At 74.7% G+C, this 19440-nt stretch carries 19 protein-coding genes and 1 tRNA gene; 6 read left to right on the top strand and 14 right to left on the bottom strand.

Annotated features, from left to right (window positions below; translation table 11 throughout):
- Positions 1-71: 71 nt before the first annotated feature.
- The 4 genes from VE546_RS15785 to VE546_RS15770 all read right to left on the bottom strand — a co-directional run bounded on the left by VE546_RS15785 (position 72) and on the right by VE546_RS15770 (position 3782).
- Positions 72-836 (bottom strand): class F sortase, encoded by a 765-nt coding sequence (locus VE546_RS15785; protein ID WP_414720495.1) that lies wholly within the window; start codon positions 834-836, stop codon positions 72-74.
- 14 nt (positions 837-850) lie between these two features.
- Positions 851-1558: a hypothetical protein gene (locus VE546_RS15780; protein ID WP_324922719.1), complete on the bottom strand. Its 708-nt coding sequence runs from the start codon at positions 1556-1558 to the stop codon at positions 851-853.
- A 158-nt stretch (positions 1559-1716) separates the two neighbouring features.
- Positions 1717-2496, bottom strand: coding sequence for an HAD-IIA family hydrolase (locus tag VE546_RS15775; protein WP_324922717.1), 780 nt, complete (start codon positions 2494-2496; stop codon positions 1717-1719).
- A gap of 101 nt (positions 2497-2597) precedes the next feature.
- Positions 2598-3782, bottom strand: a complete 1185-nt coding sequence (locus VE546_RS15770) for an ROK family transcriptional regulator (RefSeq protein ID WP_324922716.1) — start codon at positions 3780-3782, stop codon at positions 2598-2600.
- A 55-nt stretch (positions 3783-3837) separates the two neighbouring features.
- Here VE546_RS15770 and VE546_RS15765 point away from each other — a divergent pair, with 55 nt between their 5' ends.
- The gene (locus tag VE546_RS15765) at positions 3838-4938 is read left to right on the top strand and encodes a Gfo/Idh/MocA family oxidoreductase (RefSeq protein WP_324922714.1); all 1101 of its coding nucleotides are present in this window, start codon (positions 3838-3840) and stop codon (positions 4936-4938) included.
- Positions 4939-5009: 71 nt separating this feature from the next.
- Here the strand turns inward: VE546_RS15765 and VE546_RS15760 are convergent, their stop codons facing one another.
- Positions 5010-6371: a DUF445 domain-containing protein gene (locus VE546_RS15760; RefSeq protein WP_324922713.1), complete on the bottom strand. Its 1362-nt coding sequence runs from the start codon at positions 6369-6371 to the stop codon at positions 5010-5012.
- Between the two features lie 310 nt (positions 6372-6681).
- On the opposite strand from VE546_RS15760, the gene VE546_RS15755 reads away from it, so the two are divergent.
- Complete coding sequence (locus VE546_RS15755; RefSeq protein ID WP_324922730.1) at positions 6682-7980, top strand: SGNH/GDSL hydrolase family protein; 1299 nt, start codon at positions 6682-6684, stop codon at positions 7978-7980.
- 62 nt (positions 7981-8042) lie between these two features.
- On the opposite strand, the gene VE546_RS15750 is transcribed toward VE546_RS15755, so the two are convergent.
- Genes VE546_RS15750 through VE546_RS15740 form a run of 3 tightly spaced genes read right to left on the bottom strand, consistent with a single transcriptional unit; the run spans position 8043 to position 10783 of the window.
- On the bottom strand, positions 8043-9080 hold the full coding sequence (locus VE546_RS15750; RefSeq protein WP_324922728.1) for an ABC transporter ATP-binding protein: 1038 nt from the start codon (positions 9078-9080) through the stop codon (positions 8043-8045).
- A gap of 40 nt (positions 9081-9120) precedes the next feature.
- Positions 9121-9933, bottom strand: a complete 813-nt coding sequence (locus tag VE546_RS15745; protein WP_324922727.1) for an ABC transporter permease — start codon at positions 9931-9933, stop codon at positions 9121-9123.
- 40 nt (positions 9934-9973) lie between these two features.
- Positions 9974-10783, bottom strand: a complete 810-nt coding sequence (locus VE546_RS15740; protein ID WP_324922712.1) for an ABC transporter permease — start codon at positions 10781-10783, stop codon at positions 9974-9976.
- A gap of 296 nt (positions 10784-11079) precedes the next feature.
- On the opposite strand from VE546_RS15740, the gene VE546_RS15735 reads away from it, so the two are divergent.
- Positions 11080-13431 carry a transglycosylase domain-containing protein gene (locus VE546_RS15735; RefSeq protein ID WP_324922710.1) on the top strand — a complete coding sequence of 784 codons (2352 nt, stop codon included), beginning with the start codon at positions 11080-11082 and terminating at the stop codon, positions 13429-13431.
- 115 nt (positions 13432-13546) lie between these two features.
- Here VE546_RS15735 and VE546_RS15730 read toward each other — a convergent pair whose 3' ends face one another.
- Both VE546_RS15730 and VE546_RS15725 read right to left on the bottom strand, forming a co-directional pair.
- Positions 13547-13849, bottom strand: a complete 303-nt coding sequence (locus VE546_RS15730; protein WP_324922726.1) for a co-chaperone GroES — start codon at positions 13847-13849, stop codon at positions 13547-13549.
- Between the two features lie 64 nt (positions 13850-13913).
- The gene (locus VE546_RS15725; protein ID WP_324922709.1) at positions 13914-14234 is read right to left on the bottom strand and encodes a DUF3618 domain-containing protein; all 321 of its coding nucleotides are present in this window, start codon (positions 14232-14234) and stop codon (positions 13914-13916) included.
- A 193-nt stretch (positions 14235-14427) separates the two neighbouring features.
- On the opposite strand from VE546_RS15725, the gene bcp reads away from it, so the two are divergent.
- The 3 genes from bcp to VE546_RS15710 all read left to right on the top strand — a co-directional run bounded on the left by bcp (position 14428) and on the right by VE546_RS15710 (position 16169).
- Positions 14428-14895, top strand: coding sequence for a thioredoxin-dependent thiol peroxidase (gene bcp, locus VE546_RS15720; protein ID WP_324922708.1), 468 nt, complete (start codon positions 14428-14430; stop codon positions 14893-14895).
- Between the two features lie 149 nt (positions 14896-15044).
- Positions 15045-16037 (top strand): HNH endonuclease, encoded by a 993-nt coding sequence (locus VE546_RS15715; protein WP_324922707.1) that lies wholly within the window; start codon positions 15045-15047, stop codon positions 16035-16037.
- Between the two features lie 48 nt (positions 16038-16085).
- Positions 16086-16169 (top strand) — tRNA-Leu (locus VE546_RS15710).
- Positions 16170-16275: 106 nt separating this feature from the next.
- On the opposite strand, the gene rdgB is transcribed toward VE546_RS15710, so the two are convergent.
- The 4 genes from rdgB to VE546_RS15690 all read right to left on the bottom strand — a co-directional run bounded on the left by rdgB (position 16276) and on the right by VE546_RS15690 (position 18644).
- A complete protein-coding gene (gene rdgB / locus VE546_RS15705) occupies positions 16276-16881 on the bottom strand; it encodes an RdgB/HAM1 family non-canonical purine NTP pyrophosphatase (RefSeq protein WP_324922705.1) in 606 nt (201 codons plus the stop codon).
- 72 nt (positions 16882-16953) lie between these two features.
- Positions 16954-17331 carry a hypothetical protein gene (locus VE546_RS15700; protein ID WP_324922703.1) on the bottom strand — a complete coding sequence of 126 codons (378 nt, stop codon included), beginning with the start codon at positions 17329-17331 and terminating at the stop codon, positions 16954-16956.
- A 157-nt stretch (positions 17332-17488) separates the two neighbouring features.
- The gene (rph, locus tag VE546_RS15695) at positions 17489-18217 is read right to left on the bottom strand and encodes a ribonuclease PH (RefSeq protein ID WP_324922701.1); all 729 of its coding nucleotides are present in this window, start codon (positions 18215-18217) and stop codon (positions 17489-17491) included.
- A 133-nt stretch (positions 18218-18350) separates the two neighbouring features.
- On the bottom strand, positions 18351-18644 hold the full coding sequence (locus tag VE546_RS15690) for a PTS glucose/sucrose transporter subunit IIB (RefSeq protein ID WP_324922699.1): 294 nt from the start codon (positions 18642-18644) through the stop codon (positions 18351-18353).
- Between the last annotated feature and the right edge of the window lie 796 nt (positions 18645-19440).

Genomic DNA, 19440 nt, shown 5'->3' with positions numbered 1-19440 from the left:
GCCCCGGAAGCGGGGCGGACACCGGTGGCCCGGGCCGTACGGCCTGATCCGTACGGCCCGGGCCGTACGGATCAGGCCGTACGGCCCGGGCCACCGGTGTCCGCCCCGCTTCCGGGGCGGACACCGGTGAGGTACGCCGAGACCACCAGGTTGGCGGTGTAGGAGCCGCCGGCCCGGTCGAAGGTCCCGGTGCAGGTGATGAGGCGGAGTTCGGCGCGCCCGGCGCGCCGGGCGCCGTAGACGCGCTCCGGGTCGAAGTCGGCGCGTTCGGCGACCGAGACGCCCTCCACGGTGAACTCCGCGACCGTGCCGTCCCCGCGGGCGACGTCCACGCGGGCGCCCGGGCGGATGGAGCGCAGGCGGTGGAAGACCGCCGGGCCGGTGTCCGTGTCCAGGTGTCCCACCAGCAGCGCCGCGCCCTCGGAACCGGGGGCCGGGCCGCCGCCGTACCAGCCGACGACGCCGGGGGCGTCCATCGGGGGCGGCTCGATCGCGCCGCGGGAGTCCAGCCCGCGTTCGACGATCCGGGCGTGGACGCCGATGGTGCCGATGTCGACGCGCCGGGGTTCGGCGGCGGGCAGCGGCGCGCGGGCGGGCGGCGCCCGGTCGCCGAGGGCGCGGCCGGCCGCGTCGCCGGGGGTGCCGCCGGGAGCGCGGTCGGGCACCGGGACGCCGCCGAGGACCGGGGCCGACGGCGGGGGGAGCGTGCCCTCGGTCAACTCCCGGCCCCACAGCCACACTCCGAGCAGCAGCGCCGCCCACACCAGCGCCGCGAGGAGGCGCCCGGTGCCGCTCGTGCGCGGCTCACCGGCCACGGGGCCGGTGTCGTCGTACAGCACGGCCGGGCGGGTCAGCGGTCGCCGTCGGAGCGGGCCCGGCGGCGCAGCAGGACGGCCCGCCGGGCGGCGACCATCCCGGCGGCGCCCGCCAGTCCGAAACCCAGGACGGCGTGGAGGGCGCCGGGCCCGCCGTCCTCCCCGGCCTCCCCGGTGGCGCGCTCGGCGGTGCCGCCGCCCCCGGCCGGTACGGGCGCGACCGGGCTCAGGGCCGGGGCCGGCAGGGTGTCCGGGGCGGAGGACGGACCGGGGGCCGGGGTGGAGGGCGGTGCGGACGCGGGAGGGCTTCCGGAGGCGGAGGGGTTCCCCGGCGCGGCGGGACGGACGGCCAGCCGGCCCGTGGCACCGGTCCCGGCGCCCTCGCACTCCACCGTGATCCGGTGCTCCCCGGCCTCGGCGTCCGAGCGGACGGCCGCCTCGCCGGAGAGCCCGCCGCCGGGGGCGGGTGCCAGGACCGCGTCGGTGACGAACGCCCCGGAGCGGGCGGTCCCGAGGGGGCCCTCGCAGGCGGGGGCCGTCACCTCGACCTCGGTGCCCGGGCGGGCGGCGGCGGGCACGACCCGTACCGCCGCCTGCGTGGTGCCGGGGCCCGCGGTGCGGGAGCCGCCGGGTCCGGGCTCCTCGACGGGCGCCGCGGGGGCGGCGCAGAGGACCGCGGCGCAGGCGGCGAGCGCCGTGGCGAGGACGGGCCGGTCGAGCCGTACGGTGCGGAAGGTGCCCATGTCGAACCTCCGGATCGTTACTCCCGAAGATCCGCCGCACCGCCTCGGGGCGCACCCCGGCACCGGCCCGCGCTGCTCCGTTCGGGTGCGCGCCGGACGGAGCGGCACGGGCCGCCGGCGACCGGGGCCGGGGACCGGCCGGGACCGGCCCCGGCGGGTCAGATCCGCTCGACGAGGTCCGCGATCGAGTCGACGACCGTCGAGGGCCGGAAGGGATAGCGGTCGACGTCGCCCGGGCCGGTCAGCCCGGTCAGGACGAGGAAGGTCTCCATCCCCGCCTCCAGCCCGGCCAGTACGTCGGTGTCCATCCGGTCGCCGATCATCGCGCTGGTCTCGGAGTGGGCGCCTATGACGTTGAGCCCGGCCCGCATCATCAGCGGGTTGGGCTTGCCGACGAAGTACGGCTCGCGCCCGGTCGCCTTGGTGATCAGCGCCGCGACCGATCCGGTGGCCGGCAGCGCGCCCTCGGTGGACGGGCCGGTCTCGTCGGGGTTGGTGGCGATGAACCGCGCCCCGTCGTTGATCAGCCGGATCGCCTTGGTGAGCGCCTCGAAGCTGTAGGTGCGCGTCTCGCCGAGGACGACGTAGTCCGGCTCGGTGTCGCTGAGGATGTAGCCGATGTCGTGCAGGGCGGTGGTCAGCCCGGCCTCGCCGATGACGTACGCGGTGCCGCCGGGCCGCTGGTCGTCCAGGAACTTGGCGGTGGCCAGGGCGGAGGTCCAGATGTTCTCCACCGGCACCTCCAGACCCATCCGCTTCAGCCGGGCGTGCAGGTCGCGGGGCGTGTAGATCGAATTGTTGGTCAGCACCAGAAACGGCCGGCCGGACTCCCTCAGCCGTTTGATGAAGGCGTCGGCACCGGGGATCGGCACGCCCTCGTGGACGAGTACCCCGTCCATGTCGGTGAGCCACGACTCGATCGGTTTGCGCTCCGCCATTCGTCACTCCTGCCTGTCGTACGCATGTGCCGGCGCGTGCGCCGCATGTGCTGGGGGCGACGGCGAAACCGCGTTGTGCTGCGCCGACGACCCCAGCGTAGTCACTCTCCGCCGAACGGATGCCCACCCGTCGGCCGTCCGTCCGATGCCAGCCTGCCGAACAGCGGTGCCAGGACCAGGTGCGCCGCGCCGTCCGCGACCAGCCGCGCGCCGTCCGGGGCGACGGAGACCGGGACGGGGCGGCCGTCGGTGCGCGCGGCCCGGGCGGCCAGCACCGCCTCGACGCCCGCCCGGTAGGGCTCGGGGTCGGCCAGCACGGTGCGCCCGCCGAGCACCACGCGGTCGATGTCGAGCAGCCCGGCGAGGTTGGCGGCGCCCACGCCCAGGGCCCGGGCCGCCGCGGCGGTGTCGCCCCGGGCGGCGGCGGTCAGGCACAGCGCCTCCACGCAGCCGCGGTCGCCGCAGCCGCACTCGGGGCCGTCGAGCTGGAGGACCTGGTGGCCGAACTCCCCGGCCCCGGTGCGCGCGCCCCGGTACAGCGTCCCGTCCAGGACGAGCCCGGCGCCGAGCCCGGTGCCCAGGTGCAGGTAGGCGAACGACGCGCCGCCGCCCCCGTTCCCGCCGTCCCCGTTCCCGCCGTCCCCGCTGCGCAGGGCCAGGCCGAGGGCCGCCGCGTTGGTGTCCTTGTCCAGGGCGACGGGCAGCCCGAGCCGCGCGGCCAGCGCGTCCCGCAGCGGATAGCCGTCCCACTCCGGGAACCCGGTCACCCGCCGCAGCACCCCCGCCCGGTGCTCCAGGGGCCCCGGGCAGGCCACCCCCACCCCCAGCACCCCGGTATCCGGCCCGGCGCCCGGCCCGGCGGCGGGGGCGAGCAGGGCGCGCACCGCCCCGGCCGCCGCGTCCAGGGCCCGCTCCGGCGGCGCGCCGAGGTCGAAGGGGGCGCGGTGGACGGCGACCGGGCCGCCCAGCAGGTCCGCCAGGACGGCGGTCAGCTCGTCGCGGTCCAGGTGCAGTCCCACCGCGTACCGCGCGTCGCGCACCAGGCGCCAGACCGTGCGCGGCTTGCCGCCCGTGGAGGGCCGGTGCCCCGCCTCCGCCACCAGGCCCGCGGCCCTCAGCCGGGCGGTGATCTTGCTGACGGCCTGCGGCGTCAGCCCGGTGCCCGCGGCCAGTTCCGGCCTGCTCGCGCCCGTCTCCCCCGCCGCGCGCAGCAGGTCCAGGACGAGCGCGGCGTTGTGGCCGCGCAGGGCGGGCAGGTTGGCGGCGCCGGTGATTCCAGGGGTCACCCGGTCATTGTGGCTCCCGCTTGCACTTTCGCAACAGTGTTGCCAAAGTGAGCGCATGGACGTCGCCACCTCTGCCGCATCCTCCGCATCCCCCGCCCCCCGGCCGCTGCGCGTCGGACTGATCGGCTACGGCCTGGCCGGTTCCGTCTTCCACGCGCCGCTGATCGCCGCCACCGACGGCCTCGTCCTGGACACCGTCGTCACCTCCAGCCCCGAGCGGCAGCGGCAGGCCCGCGCCGAGCACGGCGAGGAGCTGCGCACCGCCGCGGACGCCGACGCGCTGTTCGCCCGGGCCGACGAGCTGGACCTGGTCGTCGTCGCCTCCCCCAACCGCACCCACGTCGAGCTGGCCACCCGCGCGCTGGAGGCGGACCTGGCGGTCGTCGTCGACAAGCCGCTGGCGGCCACGGCCGCCGAGGCGGAGGCGCTCGCCGACCTCGCCGAGCGCCGTGGACTGCTGCTGTCGGTCTTCCAGAACCGCCGCTGGGACAGCGACTTCCTCACCCTGCGCGGCCTGCTGGAGGAGGGCGCGCTCGGCGAGGTGTGGCGCTTCGAGTCCCGCTTCGAGCGGTGGCGCCCGCAACTCAAGGGCGGCTGGCGCGAGTCCGGCGACCCGGCCGACGTCGGCGGGCTCCTGTACGACCTGGGCAGCCACCTGGTGGACCAGGCGCTCACCCTCTTCGGCCCGGTCACCTCCGTCCACGCCGAGTCCGACGCCCGCCGCCCCGGCGCCGAGACCGACGACGACACCTTCATCGCCCTCCACCACGCCTCCGGCGTCCGCTCCCACCTGTGGACGAGCGCGACCGCCGCGCAGCTCGGCCCCCGCTTCCGGGTGCTGGGCAGCAAGGCCGCCTACGTCAAGTACGGCCTGGACCCGCAGGAGGACGCCCTGCGCGCGGGCGCCCGCCCGGCGCCCGGGGCGGCCTGGGGCGTGGAGCCGGAGTCGGCCTGGGGCCTGCTGGGCGCCCTGGAGGACGCCGCGCCCGTGCCGTCCCGCCGCGGCGACTACCCCGCCTACTACGCCGCCGTCGCCGCCGCCCTGCGCGAGGGCACCGCGCCCCCGGTCACCGCGCGGGAGGCCGCCGAGGCCCTGCGCGTGCTGGAGGCGGCCCGCACCTCCGCGGCCGAGGGCCGCACCGTGCGGCTCGGATAGCCCGCACGGCGGAGCCGGCCCGCCGCACCATGCCGTGCCGTGCCATGCCGTGCCGCACCGTGGCCCGCGCGCTAACCGCCCAGCGCGTGGGTCACGGTGTGGATCGCCAGGCCCGCCAGCGCGCCCACCACCGTGCCGTTGATGCGGATGAACTGCAGGTCACGGCCGATGTTCGCCTCGATCTTGCGGGAGGTGTGCTCGGCGTCCCAGCTCGCCACCGTGTCGGTGATCAGGGACGTGATCTCGTGCCGGTAGGTGGTGACGACGTGCGTCGCCGCGCCCTCGATCCAGCCGTCGACCTTGCCCTGCAGCCCGCCGTCCGCCGCCATCCTGGCGCCCAGCGAGAGCAGCGAGGCCCGCACCCGCAGCCGCAGCTCGCTGCGCTCGTCCTCCGCCGCCGCGACGACCATGGCCCGCACCGACGACCACACCGAGGCGATCACGTCCTGCACCTCGCCCCGGGAGAGCACCTCCGACTTCAGCCGCTCCACCCGCTCCCGGGTGTCGGGGTCGGACTGCAGGTCCCCGGCGAAGTCCCGCAGGAAGCGGTCCAGCGCCCCGCGGGCCGGGTGGTCGGGCATGTCCCGCATCTCGCCGACGAAGCGCAGCAGCTCCTTGTAGACGCGCTCGCCGACCTTGCGGTCCACGAAGCGCGGCGTCCACCCCGGCGCGCCGCCGGCCACCGCGTCCATCACCGAGTCGCGGTGCCGCACCAGCCAGTCGTGGGCCCGCACGCACACCAGGTCCACCGCCCGGCGGTGCCCGCCGTCCGCGACGATCTTCTCCAGCGTCCGGCCCAGGCCCGGCGCGATCTCCCGGGCGTGGGCGCGGCGGGTGATCGCCTCGCTCACCACCGCCTGCACGTCGCTGTCCCGCAGGACGGTCAGCGCCCCGCGCAGCGCGGTCGCCAGCTCGGCCGTCAGCCGGTCGGCGTTGGCGGGCTGGGCGAGCCAGTGCCCCAGCCGACTGCCGATGCCCACCGCGCGCAGCCGCCGCCGTACGACGGTCTCCGACAGGAAGTTGTCGCCGACGAAGTCACCGAGGCTGCGGCCGAGCTGGTCCTTCTTCGTCGGGATGATCGCGGTGTGCGGGATCGGCAGGCCCAGCGGCCGTTTGAACAGCGCGGTCACCGCGAACCAGTCGGCCAGCGCGCCCACCATGCCGGCCTCGGCCGCCGCGGCCACATAGCCCGCCCAGGCGCCCGCCCCGGCGTTCCCCGCCCAGGTGGCCAGCGCGAACACCAGCGCCGCCACCAGCAGCGCGCCCGTCGCGATGGCCTTCATCCGGCGCACCCCGCGCTGCTTGGCCACGTCCGCGGCCGTGAACGCGGTCGGATCGAACGCCGCCCTGGTCCCCGCCGTCCCCGCCGTCCCCGTACCGGCCACCGCCCCGGCGCTCGCGGAGGCGTTCTCGTCCGTCGTCGTCCGTTCCATCCCGCTCCACCCGTTCGAGCCGTCCCTCCTGCATTGTCGCAAGGCGCGGCGGCGCGGCACGGCCGGTGGAACGCGAACGGCGCCGGAGGCGTCCAAGCCGGAGGGACGCGGCGGGCGGCGGCGCCCTCCCGGGCGCCCGCGGGCCATCGAACGCGTAACAGACGGCGTAACGAAGGAGCCTTCCCGTCAGGACGCCCCGCCACACATGGGATCATGTGACCGCTGATCACTTCGCAGACCTGTGGGCCCGACGGCCCGAGGGGGGACTTCTTTCCATGGACGAGCGAGGCTGCCGCCGGTGAGCAAGAACATGGGATACGCCCTGCTGGCAGGGCTCGCGGCCATCGTGATCCTGGTCTCCACCGCCCTGTTCGTCGGCGCCGGGGGCAGAAGACCCGCACCGGACGCCGCCGCCCCGCGGGACGGCAACTCCGCCGCGCCCGCGTCCTCGGGCACCTGGGTGGGCACCTGGTCCGCCTCCCCGGCCGCCGCCGAGGCGAACGCCCCCGACGGCCTCCCGGACGCCTCCCTGCGGAACGTGGTGCACACCTCGGTCGGCGGGAGCGCCGCCCGCGTCCAGTTCTCCAACCTCTTCGGCACCCGCCCGCTGACCATCACCCACGCCACCCTCGCCCTGGCCGCCGAGCCCAGCAGCCCCGCCGCCGCCCCCGGCAGCATGCGCCGGCTGACCTTCGGCAACCGGACGGAGGTGACCGTCCCCGTGGGAGGCTCCGTCACCAGCGACGCGGTACGGCTGAACGTCCCCGCCGCCGCCGACCTGCTGGTCACCCTCTACTCCCCCGCCGGCGCCGGCGCCGTCACCCACCACCCCGCCGCGCGCCAGACCAGCTACCTCGCCCGCGGCGACCGGGCCGCCGACACCGCGGGCACCGCCTACACCGAGCAGACCACGTACTGGCGCTACGTGACCGCCGTGGACGTGTGGACGAACGAGGCCGAGGGCGCCGTCGTGGTGCTCGGCGACTCCATCACCGACGGCATCACCTCCAGTCTCGGCGCCAACCACCGCTGGACCGACGTCCTCGCCGACCGGCTGCGCACCGAACGCGGCGCGCCCCGCTACAGCGTGCTCAACCAGGGCATCAGCGGGAACCGGGTGCTGGTCGACGCCGCCCCCACCGACCCCAACAACGGGCCCAGCGGCCTGAACCGCCTGGAGAGGGACGTGCTCTCCCGCACCGGGGCCAAGGTCCTGGTCGTCGAACTGGGCATCAACGACATCCTCAAAAGGCCCCACCAGACCGACCCGGGGAAGATCGTGGCCGGTCTGCAGGAGCTCACCCGGCGCGCCCACCAGCGCGGGCTGCGGGTGGTCGGGGCGACGCTGATGCCGTTCGGCGGGCACCGCAAGCACACCCCGCAACTGGAGGCCGTGCGGCAGCAGGTCAACGAGCGGATCCGGCGCGGCGACGTGTTCGACGCGGTCGTCGACTTCGACGCGGCCCTGCGCGACCCCGCGCGCCCGGAGCGGCTGCGCGCCGCCTACGACTCGGGCGACCACCTCCACCCCAGCGACAGCGGCTTCCGCGCGATGGCCCAGGCGCTGGACCTGGACCTGCTCAAGGGCGCCTCGCCCGCGGTGCTCTGAGCGCCCGGGGCGGGCCCCGTCCCAGGCCCGCCCGGAGCCGCCCCCGGGACCGCCCCGGGGGCTCACACCGGGTCCGGCTCCCGGCCCGCTCCCGGGGCCGCGGTGCCCCGCGCGTACATCCGCGCGATGACGTCCTCGATGTCCGGCTCGCGCACCGACAGGTCCACCAGCGGATGCTCCGCGGCGATCCGCGCCACCAGCGGCGCCGCGCTCGCGTCCGCCGGGAAGGCCAGCCACTGCCGCGGGCCCTCCACCCGCACCGTCCGCGCGCCCTCGACCCGGAGCGGCGGCGCCTCCCGCTCCAGGTCGACCACCAGCGTGCGCTCGCTGCCGCCGATCCGGTGGAGGTCCGCCAGCCCGCCGTCGTGGACCAGACGGCCGTGGTCGATGACCACCACCCGGTCGCACAACTGCTCGATGTCCGTCAGGTCGTGGGTGGTGAGCAGGACGGTGACGCCGCGCTCGGCGTTGACCTCCCGCAGGAACCCCCGCACCTTCGCCTTGCTGACCACGTCCAGCCCGATCGTCGGCTCGTCCAGGTACAGCACCTCCGGGTCGTGCAGCAGGGCGGCGGCGATGTCGCCGCGCATCCGCTGGCCCAGCGAGAGCTGCCGCACCGGGACGTCCAGCAGGGCGCCCAGCTCCAGCAGCTCCACGCACCGCTCCAGATTGGCGCGCCAGCGCGCCCCGGGCACCCGGTACAGCCGCCGCACCAGCGCGTACGAGTCGCGCAGCGGCAGGTCCCACCAGAGCGTCGTGCGCTGCCCGAACACCACGCCGATGCGCCGCGCCAGCCGGGTGCGCTCCCGGGACGGGTCGATGCCCGCCACCCTGATCCGGCCGCCGCTGGGCGTCAGCACGCCCGTCAGCATCTTGATCGTGGTCGACTTCCCCGCCCCGTTCGGGCCGATGCAGCCGACCATCGCACCGCGCGGCACCCGGAAGGAGATCCCGTCCACGGCCCGCACCTGCCGCACCTCGCGGCGCCAGCGCCCGGTGCGCCGCCGCACCCGGAAGACCTTCTCCACCCCGTCCAGCTCGATGAAGTCCCCGCGGTCGCCCGAACCGCCGTCCGAACCACCGCCCGCACCGCCGTCCACATCCGCCTCCCGTCCGGCCGTCACGCCTGTCACCCCCGTCTCAGCTCCCCGTGCTCCGGTAGCCCCGCAGCCCCGCCCGCCACGCCGCCCCGGCCAGCGCGCAGCACACCAGCGCCACCGCCGGCGAGGCGAGGTCCACCCACCCCGGCAGTCCCAGCGGGTCGTCCCGGCCCAGCACCCGCAGCGCCGGCAGCCAGTTGACGAAGGCCAGCGGGACGACGAACGTCACCCCGCGCACCAGCTCCCGGGCGAAGACGGCCGGCGGGTACTGCAGCAGGACGTTGCCGCCGTAGGTGAAGGCGTTCTGCACCTCCGAGGCGTCCTGCGCCCAGAACTGGAAGGCCGCCCCCGCCACCAGCAGCGCCCCGAAGATCGCCGACCCGCCGAGCACCATCACCACCACCAGCGCCGCCCGGCCGGGCGTCCAGTCCACCTCCACCCGCGTCAGCGACCACAGGAGCACCCCCAGCCCCTGGACGACCCGCCCCACCCGGCGCGGCGCGAAGCGGTCGGCGGCGGCCTGGGCCAGCACCGGCGCCGGGCGGACCAGCAGCGTGTCCACCGTCCCGTCCCGGACCCGGCCGCCGATCCGCTGCAGCGAGCCGAGCAGCAGGTCGGCGATCCCGAACGCCGTGGTGGTCGTCCCGTACAGGAACGCCACCTCGGCGTAGGTGAACCCGGCGAGCACGTCCACGTGCGAGAACATGATCGTGACGCTGACGAACTCCAGCCCGCTCACCAGCAGGTTCCCCGTCACCATCAGTGCGAAGGACGCCCGGTAGGCCAGCGTCGAGCGCACCCACATCGCCGCGATCAGGCCGTAGGCCCGCAGCCCCTGCCGCAGCGGCGCCATCCGTCCCGCGAAGGCGTCCGGCTCCGCACCGGCCCCGGTCTCAGCCACCCTGCACCACCACCTTGCGCACGGCGGCGGACTGCACCGCGCGCCCCGCCGCCAGCAGCAGCACCGCCCAGAACGCCTGGAACGCCAGCGCGGCCGCCAGTCCCGCCCCGCGGTGCTCGCCCAGCAGGACGTCGGCGGGCACCTGGAGCATCGCCGCCCACGGCAGCACGCGCACCACCTCGCCGAACGCACCGGGGAAGACGGTCAGCGGCAGCAACTGCCCGGAGAAGAACACGCACAGCAGGCCGCTGATCAGGTTCACCCCGGAGCCGTCCAGCAGCCAGAACGCGCTCAGCGCCACCAGGTAGCGCACCGCGAAGCCCACCAGCAGGCCCAGCGCCACCGACAGCGCGAACGCCGCCCACACCAGCGGATCGGCGGGCAGCGCCAGCGGGAAGACCAGCGCCCCCGCGGCCATCGGCACCACCCCGCGTCCCAGCAACTGGAACGCGGCCCGCCCCGCATCGGCCGCCAGCCACCACAGCTGGAGGTCGGCCGGACGGTACAGGTCCACCACCACGTCGCCCGAACGGATGCGCTCCTGCAACTCCTCCTGGAAGCCGCCGCCCAGCAGCGCCATGGCGGCCAGCAGCGCCTGCCCGGTCCACACGAACGTCAGCGCCTGCGCCTGGTCGTATCCCCCCAGGCCCGGGCGCTCGGTCCACAGGGCGATGAAGGTGGCGGACAGGATGAACCCGAAGACGGTGTTGGTGAACACCCCCGCCGCGGTGGCCGCCCGGTAGGTGGTGTGGCGGCGGAAGCTCCCGCCCGCCACGGCGAGGTAGAGGCGGGACACGTGCATCCGGCGGCCCCCGGCTTCCTCTTCCCGTGTGCGGACTTCCCCGTGCGCGCCCTCCCGGCGGCCGGCGGCGGCCTCCCGGGCGGTGGCGGAGCGTGCGAGCCTAGTGACTCCCCGGCGGGACGGCCAGCGATTATCCGCGGCTCCGCGGGCCCGTTCGCCCCCTTTGGGTCCGCCGCGCACCGCCGCAGGTGTGATCTGATCTCGCCGAGCATCGCATATGGTGCGAAAGTGTCCCATGGGGTTATCCACGATAAAAAGGCTCGAAAGCAGTCACAACGACAAGGAGCCCTGCGGCCATGAGCGAGGAGCCGAACAGCGACGAACGCCCGGCGCGCACCGGCCCGCGCCGACTGCTGCCCACCTGGCGGATGGTCCTGGGCGCCGCCCTCCTGGTCGTCCTGCTGGCCGCCGGCGGCTTCCTCGCCGGCTACCTGCTCGTGGACATCCCCGCCCCCAACTCCGCAGCCGCCGCCCAGAACAACGTCTACCTCTACTCCGACGGCACCCAGCTCGCCCGCGACGGCGCGGTCAACCGCCAGAAGGTGACACTCGCCGACATCCCCCGGACCACCCGCCAGGCCGTACTCGCCGCCGAGGACCGGGACTTCTACCACCAGTCGGCCGTCGACCCCAAGGCCATGGTCCGCGCCGGCTGGAACATGCTCCGGGGCGAGGGCAAACAGTCCGGCTCCACCATCACCCAGCAGTACGTGAAGAACTACTACCTCGGGCAGGAGCAGACCCTCACCCGCAAGACCAAGGAGTTCTTCATCGCCCTCAAGCTCGACCGCGAGGTGAGCAAGGACGAGATCCTCACCGGCTACCTCAACACCAGCTACTTCGGCCGCAACTCCTACGGCATCCAGGCCGCCGCCCAGGCCTACTACGGCAAGGACGCCGGCGGCCTGACCACCGCCGAGGGCGCCTACCTCGCCGCCCTCCTCAACTCCCCCAACCTCTACGACGTCGGCACCTACCCCCAGAACAGGGAGCGCGCCCTCGCCCGCTGGAACTACGTCCTGGACGGCATGGTCGCCGAAGGCTGGCTGAAGCCCTCCCAGCGCGCCGCCATGACCTTCCCCACCCCCGACCCCGCCAAGCCCCCCACCGGCCTGTCCGGCCAGCGCGGCTACCTGGTCGAGGCCGTCAACAGGCACCTCGTCGAACGGGGCATCCTCAACCGGCGGCAACTGTCCCAGGGCGGCTTCCGGATCACCACCACCATCGACCGCGACAAGCAGGACGCGCTGGTCGGGGCCGTGGAACGGGAACTGCTCTCCCAGCTCAGCGACGACCGGGAGGTGGACGGCTACGTCCGCGCGGGCGGCACCTCGATCGACCCCCGCACCGGCGAGGTCGTCGCCATGTACGGCGGCATCGGCTACACCCGCCAATTCGTCAACAACGCCACCCGCCGCGACTACCAGGCCGGCTCCACCTTCAAGCCCTTCGTCTACGCCTCCGCCCTCGAACACGGCGCCAGGACCCGCGACGGCGAACGCATCGGCCCCAACACCGTGTACGACGGCACCAGCGGCCGCACGGTCGTCGGCCCCGCCGGGCCCACCACCTGGAAGCCCCGCAACGAGGACGACGCCGACTACGGCGACATCCCCGTCAGCACCGCCATGAACAAGTCCGTCAACGCCGTCTTCGCCCAGATGGGCGTGGACATCGGCCCGGAGAGGGTCAAGCGGACCGCCGTCGCCCTCGGCGTCCCCGAGGACACCCCCGGCCTGACCGACGCCCAGGCCTCCGTCGCCCTCGGCACCGCCTCCCCCAGCACCCTGGACATGGCACAGGCGTACGCGACCCTCGCCAACCACGGCAAGCGCGTCGACCACACCCTGGTCAAGGGGATCACCCGGGACGGCGAACGCGTCCCGGTCCCCGAGCCCGACACCGAGCAGGCCGTCTCCCGCGCGACCGCCGACGCCACCACCGTCGTCCTGCGCGGCGTCGTCGAGAAGGGCACCGGCACCGCCGCCCGGGCCGCGGGCCGCCCCGCCGCGGGCAAGACCGGCACCGCCGAGGAGGACCGCGCCGCCTGGTTCGCGGGCTACACCCCCGACCTGGCCACCGTCGTCGCCGTCATGGGGCAGGACCCCGCCACCGGCGTCCACAAGTCCCTCTACGGCGCCGCCGGACTGCCCCGCGTCAACGGCGGCGGCTTCCCCGCCCGGATCTGGGCCGCGTACACGGCCCAGGCCCTGCGCTCCACCCCGGCCAGGGACTTCGACCTGGAACCCGGCGGGAAGCACCGGATGCCCAGCGCCTCCCCGAGCGCCCCCTCCGGCAGCCCGTCACCGGAGGAGAACCCCACCCCCGTCACCGACCCCGGGGACTCCGCCGCCCCCAGCCCGGAGGAACCGGACGGAAGCGGCGACCCCACCGGCGGTGATGACGGCCCCACCCCGGACCCCGCGGCCGGCGAGGGCGGGGACGGCGGTGGCGACGGCAGTGGCGACGAGAGCGCCGGGGACGGCCGGAACGGCGAGGGGGACGGCAAGAACCCCGAGGGGGACGGGGAGCCGGAGGAGCGGAACCAGGACCCGGCCCCCGCGGACACCCCGGACGACGGAGCCGACGACGAGCCCGCCCCGGACGCCTCGGAGACCCCCGGGCACACCACCAGCCCCTCCCCGTGAGGCTCCGCGCAAGGCACTGCGGACGCACGCGGGCACGCCGCGGGCCCGGCCCGCACCCGCGGACCGGGCCCGCACCCGCGGACACCCACGGGTGCCCGCGACCGCCTGCGGATGCCTACAGGTACAGACCGGTGGAGTCCTCGGACCCCTGCAGCCGCTCCGCCGCCACGGCGTGCAGATCACGCTCGCGCATCAGGACGTAGGCGACTCCCCGCACCTCGACCTCGGCGCGGTCCGCCGGGTCGAACAGCACACGGTCACCGGGCTCCACCGTCCGTACGTTCTGCCCGACGGCGACCACTTCGGCCCAGCTCAGCCTGCGGCCGACCGCGGCCGTCGCGGGAATGACGATGCCGCCGGAGGAACGGCGCTCGCCCTCCGGGTTGTCGGTACGGACCAGCACCCGGTCATGAAGCATCCGGATGGGTAGCTTGTCGTGGTGGGACGTCTGGGAACTCACGGTACGACCGTATCTCAGCCGCTCACGCACGCCGACGCCGAGCCGACACCAACAGCAGCCCGGCCACCCCGACCGCCACCAGCGCCACCGGCACGATCCGGTCCATCCTCGGCTCCCCCTCCTCGGACACGAACCGGTCGCGCACGTCCGACACCGCGCGGTTCACCGCGACGTACGCCCGGCCCGCCGTGCGGTCCACGGCCGCGGCCGCCCTCGCCTTCGCGTCAGCCGCGATCGTCCTCGGATGCACCCGCACCGCCAGCTCGTCCAGCGTCGCGGCGAGGTCCTGCCTCCTGCGGACGATCGCCGCCTCGATCTCCGCGGGGGTCCTGGCTTCCGACACCGCACTGCCTCCGTCGTCTCGTACGTCTCGTCTGCCCCACCCGGGCCGTTGCGTACCGGGAACCGGCTACCCGACAGTTTGACAGCTCCTCCCCGCCCGTGCCCCGCGCCACCCCTGCCACACACCGTGGCTAGGCTTTCGAAGCGACACGGCGACACCGCCCCGTCCGCACACCCCGTCCCGAGGAGCACCGATGAGCGAGCGCCTGAAGCCCGGCGACACCGCCCCCGCCTTCACCCTGCCCGACGCCGACGGCAACCCCGTCTCGCTCGCCGACCACGCCGGGCGCAAGGTCATCGTCTACTTCTACCCCGCCGCCATGACCCCCGGCTGCACCAAGCAGGCCTGCGACTTCACCGACAACCTCGACCTCCTCGCCGGCGCGGGCTACGACGTCATCGGCGTCTCCCCCGACACCCCCGAGAAGCTCGCGAAGTTCCGCGAGAAGGAGAACCTGCGCGTCACCCTGGTCGCCGACCCGGAGAAGAAGGTCCTGGAGGCGTACGGCGCCTTCGGCGAGAAGAAGCTCTACGGCCGGACGGTCACGGGCGTCATCCGCTCCACGGTGGTCGTCGACGAGGAGGGCAGGGTCGAGCACGCCTTCTACAACGTCAGGGCCACGGGGCACGTCGCCAAACTGATCAAGGACCTCGCCCTCTGACCGGCGCCGCCCCTCCCCCGGCCTCCTCCGGACACCCTGCGTGACCACCGCCCGCCGGACTCGTTGACCTGTACGAGCCCGCGACACACGACCGAACGCGGCGGGCCCGGGGCACTCAGGGCACCACAGGGGAAGCAGGGGGAGGGGCCATGGCCGTCCGCCACACCCGCGAGGCACTCGCCGACGCCGTCGCCCGTTCATCGACGTGGGCCGACGTCATGCGTGCGCTGGAGGTCGGGGCGAGCGGCGGAAGACGCCGTGCGCTCCAGAGGCTCGCCGCCGAATACGGCATCGACACCGGACACTTCAAACGCCAGAGTCCCTGGCGGAAGTACAGCGATACGGCGATCGCCGAGGCCGTCGCGGGTTCGACCACACTGCGCGAGGTCGTCACCAAGCTCGGTGCGACACCCGCGACGGGCACGCTCTCCCACATCCGGCGCCGTATCGCCGCCGCCGGCATCGACACCAGCCATCTTCCCGCCCTGAACCGGCCCCGGACCGACCTCCCGTTGGCTCCCGAGGACGTGCGGGAGGCCGCTGCCGCGGCCACCAGCGTCCGTTCCCTGGCACGGGCCCTGGGCGTTCCCGACGACGGCAGGTCCCGTGCGGCGCTGCGCCGCATGCTCACCGAACTGGGCGTCGACGTCTCGCACTTCTCCCACGCCCGGACCGCCGTTCCCGACGGGCCGCTCCGCGCGGCCGTCGCGGACAGCACGGGCTACGCCGACGTCATGCGCTCCCTGGGCCTCCCGGTCAACGACGCGAACCGTCGGCGCGTGCACCGGAGGACCGTCCGGCTCGGACTGGACACCTCGCACTTCAAGCGGCGTACCCGGCGCGAGCCACGGCCGAGGACACCGAGGCGGATCGCCGACGAGGTCCTGCGGATGCGCCCCGAGGGCGCACCCCGCACGAACCACGCCCGGCTGCGCCGGGCGCTGGAGGAGATCGGCGTACCGTACCGATGCGTCCGGTGCGGCAACCGGGGCGAGTGGCTGGGAGCGGCGATGACGCTCCAGATCGACCACATCAACGGGGACTGGCGCGACAACCGTCGCGAGAACCTGCGCTACCTGTGCCCGAACTGCCACGCAATCACTGAGACATGGTGCGGCCGGAAGCGACGGCGGCCGGCGTAACCGGCGACTCGCCGAGAGCGATCGAGCCGGTACGATGGAGCGCAGTCGGCGGCCGTGATGGAACTGGCAGTCATGCTGGGTTTAGGTCCCAGTGGGGGTTTCCCCGTGTGGGTTCGAATCCCACCGGCCGCACAATCCTTGGAATCGAAGGCCCGGCTCATCGAGCCGGGCCTTCTGCGGTGTCGGTGGAAGACGCCGTTGGACGGTGTCGGTGAAGCCGGCCCGTCGGGGCCGGCCGTCAGCCCAGCAGTTCCCGGATCACCGGTGCCAGGGCGCGGAACGCCTGGCCGCGGTGGCTTATGGCGTTCTTCTCCTCCGGGGTCAGTTCGGCGCAGGTGCGGGTCTCGCCCTCGGGCTGGAGGATGGGGTCGTAGCCGAAGCCGCCCGTGCCGGCGGGGGTGCGGCGGAGGGTGCCGGGGAGGCGGCCCTCGACCACGCGTTCGGTCCCGTCGGGGAGGGCCAGGGCCGCGGCGCAGGCGAAGTGGGCGGTGCGGTGGGGGTCGTCGATGTCGGCGAGCTGGGCGAGGAGCAGGTCGAGGTTGGCCTTGTCGTCGCCGTGCCGTCCGGACCAGCGGGCGGAGAAGATGCCGGGGGCTCCGCCGAGGACGTCGACGCACAGGCCGGAGTCGTCGGCGACGGCGGGGACGCCGGTGGCCTGGGCGAGGGTGCGGGCCTTGAGGAGGGCGTTCTCGGCGAAGGTGAGGCCGGTCTCCTTCACGTCCGGGACTTCGGGGTAGGCGTCCGCGCCGACGAGGTCGAAGGCGAGGCCGGCGGCGGAGAGGATGGCCTCCAGCTCGGTGATCTTGTGGGCGTTGCGGGTGGCGAGGATCAGGCGCTTGCTCATGGGGACCGATTATCCGCCCGGGGCGGCCTTCCAACCCTGCCGGACGGTCGTCCGGGCGGCCGGCCGCCCGGCTCAGCCGGGCGTGCAGACCTGGGACAGCTCGTCGGCGGCGTCGACGACGGGCCCGACGTCGGGGGCCTTGCCCTGGTCGACGGCTTCGCGGACGTTGTCGGCGGCCTGCTGGAGGTCTTCGGCGACCTTGGTGATGTCGCTGTTGTCGGTGTTCTCGATGATCTTGTCGAGGTTCTTGTCGATGCGGTCCAGCGACTGGTCCACCTCGGCGGGGTTCTCGACGCCGTCGGCGACGGCCTGCTGGAGGGCGTTGGCGCTGTCGACGACGACAACGGCGGTGTTGGCGCAGTCCAGTGCGTTCTCGACGGCGCTGCAGCCCAGCAGGGGAAGGGCGAGGGCGGCGGACACGAGGGCGGTGAGGGTGGTCCGGTGACGCATGGGGGCCTCTCTGTGTGGGCGGCCGTACGCCTGTCTGTCTGGACGGGCCGTACGGCTCGACCCGTACGGCCCGTACCTCCTAGGACGCGTAAAGCGCTCGCAAAGTTCCCCGCGGTGCCGCGGTTTCACGGGGCGTCATCCCGGAGCCGCCGGGGCGTCATTCCGCGGACAGGGCCTGGCGCTGGACGCCGTCGAGCTGGGCGCAGCCGGCGACGGCGAGGTCGAGGAGGGTGTTGAGTTCGGCGCGGGCGAAGGGTTCGCCCTCGGCGGTGCCCTGGACCTCGACGAAGCGGCCGTCGCCGGTGCAGACGACGTTCATGTCGGTCTCGGCGTTGACGTCCTCCTCGTAGCACAGGTCGAGGAGGGGGGTGCCGCCGACGATGCCGACGCTGACGGCGGAGACGGTGCCGGTCAGGGGCTGGGCCTTGGCCCTGATGAGCTTGTTGTCGCGGGCCCAGGCGATGGCGTCGGCGAGGGCGACGTAGGCGCCGGTGATGGCGGCGGTACGGGTGCCGCCGTCGGCCTGGAGGACATCGCAGTCGAGGACGACGGTGTTCTCCCCGAGGGCCTTGAGGTCGACGACGGCGCGCAGGGAGCGGCCGATGAGGCGTGAGATCTCGTGGGTGCGGCCGCCGATCCGGCCGCGGACGGATTCGCGGTCGCCGCGGGTGTTGGTGGAGCGGGGCAGCATGGCGTACTCGGCGGTGACCCAGCCCTCGCCGCTGCCCTTGCGCCAGCGCGGTACGCCTTCGGTGACGCTGGCGGTGCAGAGGACCCTGGTGTCGCCGAAGGAGATGAGGACGGAGCCCTCGGCGTGCTTGCTCCAGCCGCGTTGGATGGTGACGGGTCGGAGTTGTTCGGCTGTGCGGCCGTCGATGCGAGACATGGTGGCGAGCCTAGTCGCACGGGCGGGGGCCCGTGCCGGGAGCGGGACGGGTGGGGCGGGCGCGGAGCGCGGGGCCGCGGTGTCTGGGGATGTCAGCGGGTGCCGGTGGGTGTCGGCGGGTGTCGGCGGGCGTTCACATCATGTCCTCGATCTCGGCCGCGATGGGGTCGGCGTCGGTGCCGATGACGACCTGGATCGCGGTGCCCATCGTGACGACGCCGTGGGCGCCGGCCGCCTTGAGGGCGGTCTCGTCGATGAGGGAGGGGTCCTCGACCTCGGTGCGGAGGCGGGTGACGCAGCCCTCGATCTCGACGATGTTGTCGATGCCGCCGAGTCCGGCGACGATGCTCTCCGCCTTGCCGGCCGCCTTGCCGGCCGCCTTGCCGCCTGCGCTGCCGCCGGCCTTGCCGTCTGCGCTGCCGTCCATGTCCTCTCGCCCTTCTGGTGACGTGCCGGGGACCGTCCCGGTCCCCGGTGGCCCCTGTCGCCCGGATTCGTCCATCAACCTACGGTATGCACTGCCCGCGGGAAGGCATCTCCACGGCCCCTCCCTGGCTCCATACCGGTTTGCCGCGCCGGCGGGAAGGGGGCGGGCGGGGGCGCGTTCGGCGTACTGCGTTCCGGCGCTCCCCTCGTTCGCCGCGGCACTCCCGGCACTCCGGCGCCGTCATGGACCGTGCTCGTGTCGAAACCGGATCGAACCGCTGTGTGATGCGTACCGCACGGCCCGCCCGGGAGGAAGCCGGTGACCACGGGCACTGCCACGGTGTCCGCCGAGGGTGGGGGGAGGGGCCGCGGTTCGGGGGCGATGGCGGTGGCCCAGCGCATCGGCCGCAGCCTGACGCCGCCGATCGCCGCGCTGTCCGCGGCGGCTTTGACGGCCCGTCCGGGCCGTGCGGACGTGCCCGGCCGGGAGGGCTTCCCGGCCCTCGCCGACCGCGTCGCCGAGTTCCCGACGGCGGCCGGCGCGATCGGCTTCCTGCTCGGTCCGGGGACCGCCGAGCGGCCCTGGCTGCCGGCCCTGCCGGGCCTGTGCTTCGCGGTGGTGTGCTACGCCGTCTTCCGTCGTCCTCCGTTGCGCGACCGTCCGGTTCTGCCTGCCCGCGCCGGGCCGGGAGCCGGAGGAGGAGGCCGCCGGGCCGGGAAAGGCCCCGTACGGGGTGCAGGGACGGACGGCGCGGGGAATGCGGGGGCGCGGACGGCGCGGGGAACGCGCGACGGCC

This window comes from Streptomyces sp., assembly GCF_035644915.1.
Lineage (GTDB): Bacteria > Actinomycetota > Actinomycetes > Streptomycetales > Streptomycetaceae > Streptomyces.
Note: the sequence above shows the minus strand (reverse complement) of the source record. Positions and strands in the feature narration are given on the sequence as shown.

What these genes read in the sequence shown, in the direction of transcription:
- VE546_RS15760 (WP_324922713.1), bottom strand. Translation starts at nt 6,371, where the DNA reads ATGGAACGGACGACGACGGACGAGAACGCCTCCGCGAGCGCCGGGGCG.
- VE546_RS15690 (WP_324922699.1), bottom strand. Translation starts at nt 18,644, where the DNA reads ATGGACGGCAGCGCAGACGGCAAGGCCGGCGGCAGCGCAGGCGGCAAG.
- VE546_RS15730 (WP_324922726.1), bottom strand. Translation starts at nt 13,849, where the DNA reads ATGCTTCATGACCGGGTGCTGGTCCGTACCGACAACCCGGAGGGCGAG.
- rph (WP_324922701.1), bottom strand. Translation starts at nt 18,217, where the DNA reads ATGTCTCGCATCGACGGCCGCACAGCCGAACAACTCCGACCCGTCACC.
- bcp (WP_324922708.1), top strand. Translation starts at nt 14,428, where the DNA reads ATGAGCGAGCGCCTGAAGCCCGGCGACACCGCCCCCGCCTTCACCCTG.
- VE546_RS15775 (WP_324922717.1), bottom strand. Translation starts at nt 2,496, where the DNA reads ATGGCGGAGCGCAAACCGATCGAGTCGTGGCTCACCGACATGGACGGG.
- VE546_RS15700 (WP_324922703.1), bottom strand. Translation starts at nt 17,331, where the DNA reads ATGCGTCACCGGACCACCCTCACCGCCCTCGTGTCCGCCGCCCTCGCC.
- VE546_RS15755 (WP_324922730.1), top strand. Translation starts at nt 6,682, where the DNA reads ATGGGATACGCCCTGCTGGCAGGGCTCGCGGCCATCGTGATCCTGGTC.
- VE546_RS15765 (WP_324922714.1), top strand. Translation starts at nt 3,838, where the DNA reads ATGGACGTCGCCACCTCTGCCGCATCCTCCGCATCCCCCGCCCCCCGG.
- VE546_RS15745 (WP_324922727.1), bottom strand. Translation starts at nt 9,933, where the DNA reads ATGGCGCCGCTGCGGCAGGGGCTGCGGGCCTACGGCCTGATCGCGGCG.
- VE546_RS15715 (WP_324922707.1), top strand. Translation starts at nt 15,045, where the DNA reads ATGGCCGTCCGCCACACCCGCGAGGCACTCGCCGACGCCGTCGCCCGT.
- rdgB (WP_324922705.1), bottom strand. Translation starts at nt 16,881, where the DNA reads ATGAGCAAGCGCCTGATCCTCGCCACCCGCAACGCCCACAAGATCACC.
- VE546_RS15780 (WP_324922719.1), bottom strand. Translation starts at nt 1,558, where the DNA reads ATGGGCACCTTCCGCACCGTACGGCTCGACCGGCCCGTCCTCGCCACG.
- VE546_RS15740 (WP_324922712.1), bottom strand. Translation starts at nt 10,783, where the DNA reads ATGCACGTGTCCCGCCTCTACCTCGCCGTGGCGGGCGGGAGCTTCCGC.
- VE546_RS15735 (WP_324922710.1), top strand. Translation starts at nt 11,080, where the DNA reads ATGAGCGAGGAGCCGAACAGCGACGAACGCCCGGCGCGCACCGGCCCG.